At 34.9% G+C, this 2276-nt stretch carries 3 protein-coding genes; all 3 read left to right on the top strand.

Going from position 1 to position 2276, the window contains the following annotated elements; translation table 11 throughout:
* Window positions 1-427, top strand: a 427-nt coding sequence (gene lepB, locus COU51_03815; protein ID PIR66464.1) for a signal peptidase I, incomplete at its 5' end; no start/stop codon positions are given.
* A gap of 30 nt (window positions 428-457) precedes the next feature.
* On the top strand, window positions 458-1879 hold the full coding sequence (locus tag COU51_03820; GenBank protein PIR66462.1) for a histidine--tRNA ligase: 1422 nt from the start codon (window positions 458-460) through the stop codon (window positions 1877-1879).
* Window positions 1880-1920: 41 nt separating this feature from the next.
* A complete protein-coding gene (locus tag COU51_03825; GenBank protein ID PIR66463.1) occupies window positions 1921-2247 on the top strand; it encodes a hypothetical protein in 327 nt (108 codons plus the stop codon).
* Window positions 2248-2276: the final 29 nt, after the last annotated feature.

The following is a 2276-nucleotide window of genomic DNA, read 5'->3' on the forward strand; positions in this document are numbered from 1 at the left end:
TGACCATGAATATTTAATTATTGATGAAATCAGTTATCGGATTAGAGAACCAAAAAGAGGAGAAATCGTTGTTTTCAAGTATCCGAATGATCCAAGTCAATATTTTATAAAAAGAATTGTCGGAATGCCAGGAGAAACAGTAGAGATTAAAGATGGCAGAGTCCGCATATATCCTCAGAATTCTTTAGTTGGATATTATCTTAATGAAAGCCAATATCTCTCTAATGTTGAAACTGTCTCTGAGAAAAAATTTCAAATTGCCGAAAATGAATATTTTTTAATGGGAGATAATCGTCCTTCAAGCTTAGATTCGCGGGTTTTTGGCCCGGTTCAGGATAAATTAATTGTTGGAAAAGTTTGGTTGCGCGGATGGCCAATGACAAAATTTAGAATCTTCCATACTCCGGAATATAATCTTATACAATAAATTAACTAACTAATTTACCAATTAAAATTTATGCCACGACCACGTAAAGAAAAAATAACTTTGCCAAAAAAACGCGGTAGAAAGCCAAAATTGCCGTCTGCCCCAAAAGTGCTTGTGTCAACACAAACAAAAAAGCAGACCGAAACTCCTGAGACATTAAAGGGTTTTAAAGATATTCTTCCTTTGGATGCGCCTTATTGGGATTTTGTAAGAGGTATTTTTTATGATTTGGCAAAAAGTTATAGTTTTAAGATAATTGAAACACCGGTTTTAGAACAACTCGCATTATTTAAGAGAAATCTTGGCAAATATACCGATATTGTTGAAAAAGAACTTTTTGAATTTATTGATAAAGGCGGAGTAGCAGTGGCCCTCAGACCCGAAGGAACGTCAGGAGTAGCTAGGTCATATATTAATCACGGAATGCATAATTTGCCTCAACCGGTAAAGGTTTTTTATGATGGCCCAATGTTTAGATATGAAAATCCTCAAGCCGGAAGAATGCGTGAACACCATCAGATAGGTTTTGAAGTCTTTGGCTCTGAAAGTTCTGCGGTCGAAGTGCAGTTAATGCTTCTTGCTCACAATGCCTTAAAAGAAATCGGGCTTTCTTCAAGTCTGGAAATAAATAGTATGGGATGCGCTTCTTGTAGAGAAACTTTTAAAGAAGCACTGGTAGAATACTATAAATCAAGAAGGCGCGAACTTTGCGAAGATTGTAAAAGACGAATATCAAAAAATCCAATCCGTCTTTTGGATTGTAAGGAAGAAATGTGCCAGCCAATAAAAGAAAATGCTCCGCAAATTATAGATTTTCTTGATGAAAATTGCAAAAAACATTTTATGCAAGTTTTAGAAATGTTAGATGAGTTGGAGATACCTTATAATTTAAATCCATTTTTAGTGAGAGGTTTGGATTATTACACTAGAACGGTTTTTGAATTTAGACCTCTTGGCGAGCAAAAATCGCAATCAGCTTTACTTGGTGGCGGACGATTTGATGTTTTAGTAGAACAGATGGGCGGACAACCTGCATCTGCTGCCGGAATGGCATGTGGGTTAGAGCGCCTTATAATGCGTATAAAAGAGGAAGGTGTGCTTTTGCCAGCCAAAAAGAGGCCCGATATCTTTTTGGCGCATTTGGGACCTGATGCAAAGAAACGCGCAATGAGATTGTTTGAAGAATTGAGAAAAGAAGGCTTTGCTTTAATTGAGAATTTTGCCAAAGACAGTTTAAAACAACAGCTTGAAAATGCCAATAAGGCGCGAGTCAGATTTACATTAATTTTGGGTCAGAAAGAATTGCAAGAAAACAATATTCTTCTTAGAGATATGGATGCCGGAGTTCAAGAAGAAATTGATATTAAGAAATTGGTTCCAGAATTACGTAAAAAGCTTGAACAGAAAAGTCTTTTGCCAGAATTGGAAGAAGGTTCTACAGATATGATATAACTTTTTTGGTATTAGTATTTTTTATGATATAATTATTAATAATGAAGTATATTATAATAAAATTTATTATTATAATATGCGAATATCGGGAGGTGACACCCATGACCGAAGTTAAAAGAAAAGAAGGAGAAAGTTTTGAGAGTCTTTTGCGTCGTTTCAATAACCGCGTTCAGATGAGTGGTCGTATGCTTCAGGCTAAAAAAATAAGATTTTTGAAACCAGAAGGCAATAAAACAAGAAAAAAAGCAGCTGCTCTAAAACGTGAAGGCATAAAAGAAAAAATAAATTATATGCTTAAGAGCGGAAAAATAAAAGAAGAAGACTTGAGACGCAGAGGTAAGCAAAAGCTAAAAATAAAAATAAAATAAATAATCGTTATGTCGTTATTAGAAACGAT

This window comes from Parcubacteria group bacterium CG10_big_fil_rev_8_21_14_0_10_36_14, from assembly GCA_002772895.1.
Classification (GTDB): Bacteria; Patescibacteriota; Patescibacteriia.